Consider the following 1,419-nt stretch of genomic DNA (forward strand, 5'->3'; position numbering starts at 1 on the left):
CTGTCGTACGCGCGGCTGGACGAGCGTGCCGAGGCGTTGGCGTGGCGGTTGCGGGCGGCGGGGGTGGGGCCCGAGTCGGTGGTGGGGGTGTGCCTGCACCGCGGCCTGGACCTGCCGGTCGCGCTGCTGGGCGTCCTGAAGGCCGGCGGCGCCTACCTGCCCCTGGACCCGGGATACCCCGCGCAACGGCTGGCGCACATGCTCACCGACTCCGGCACACCCGTGGTGGTCACCACCGCAGACCTGGCGGCGAGCCTGCCCGGACACGACGCCCGCACCGTCCTCATCGACGAACCCGCACCCCACGAACCCGCGCCCGACGTGCCCGCGGACGGTGCGCTGCCGGTGGTGGACCCGGACAACCCGGCGTACGTGATCTACACCTCCGGTTCCACCGGCCTGCCCAAGGGCGTGGTCATCACCCACCGCGGCATCGTCAACCGCCTGCGCTGGATGCAGGACACCTACCACCTCGACCACGACGACCGCGTCCTCCAGAAAACCCCCTACAGCTTCGACGTGTCCGTCTGGGAACTCTTCTGGCCCCTGGCCACCGGAGCGACCCTCGTCATGGCCCGCCCCGACGGACACCGCGACCCCGCCTACCTCGCCGACACCATCACCCGCGAACACATCACCACCACCCACTTCGTCCCCGCCATGCTCCGCGCCTTCCTCGACACCCTCCCACCCACCACCACCCTCACCCCCCTACGCCGCGTCCTGTGCAGCGGCGAAGCCCTCCCCCAGGACCTCGCCGACGCCTACCACCACCACCCCGCGACCCGACACACCGAACTCCACAACCTCTACGGCCCCACCGAAGCCTCCGTCGACGTCACCGCCACCCCCTGCCCCCCAGGCCGACCCGTCACCATCGGCCGCCCCATCGCCAACACCCGCACCCACATCCTCGACCACCACCTCACCCCCCAACCCCTCCACCTCACCGGCCAACTCGCCCTCGCCGGCATCCAACTCGCCCGCGGCTACCTGGGCCGCCCCGCCCTCACCGCCGACCGCTTCCGCCCCGACCCCGACCCACGACACCCCGGCACCCGCCTCTACCTCACCGGCGACCAAGCCCACCACAACCCCGACGGCACCCTCACCTACCACGGCCGCACCGACCACCAGATCAAACACCACGGCCACCGCATCGAACTCGGCGAAATCGAAACCGCCCTGCGCACCCACCCCGCCATCACCCAAGCCGTCGTCACCCTCCACCACAACCACCTCACCGCCCACACCGTCACCACCCCCCACACCACCCCACCCACCCCCACCCAACTCCGCACCCACCTCGCCACCACCCTCCCCACCCACATGCTCCCCACCCACTACCACACCCTCCCCACCCTCCCCCTCACCCCCAACGGCAAAATCGACCGCAACAACCTCCCCACACCCGACCAG

General features: G+C 71.4%; 1 protein-coding gene. It reads left to right on the forward strand.

The window, feature by feature from the left end:
- Positions 1 to 1,419, forward strand: a 1,419-nt coding sequence (locus tag ACZ7C5_RS37790; protein WP_470324441.1) for an amino acid adenylation domain-containing protein, incomplete at both ends; no start/stop codon positions are given.

This window comes from Kitasatospora sp. NPDC036993 (genome assembly GCF_055607525.1).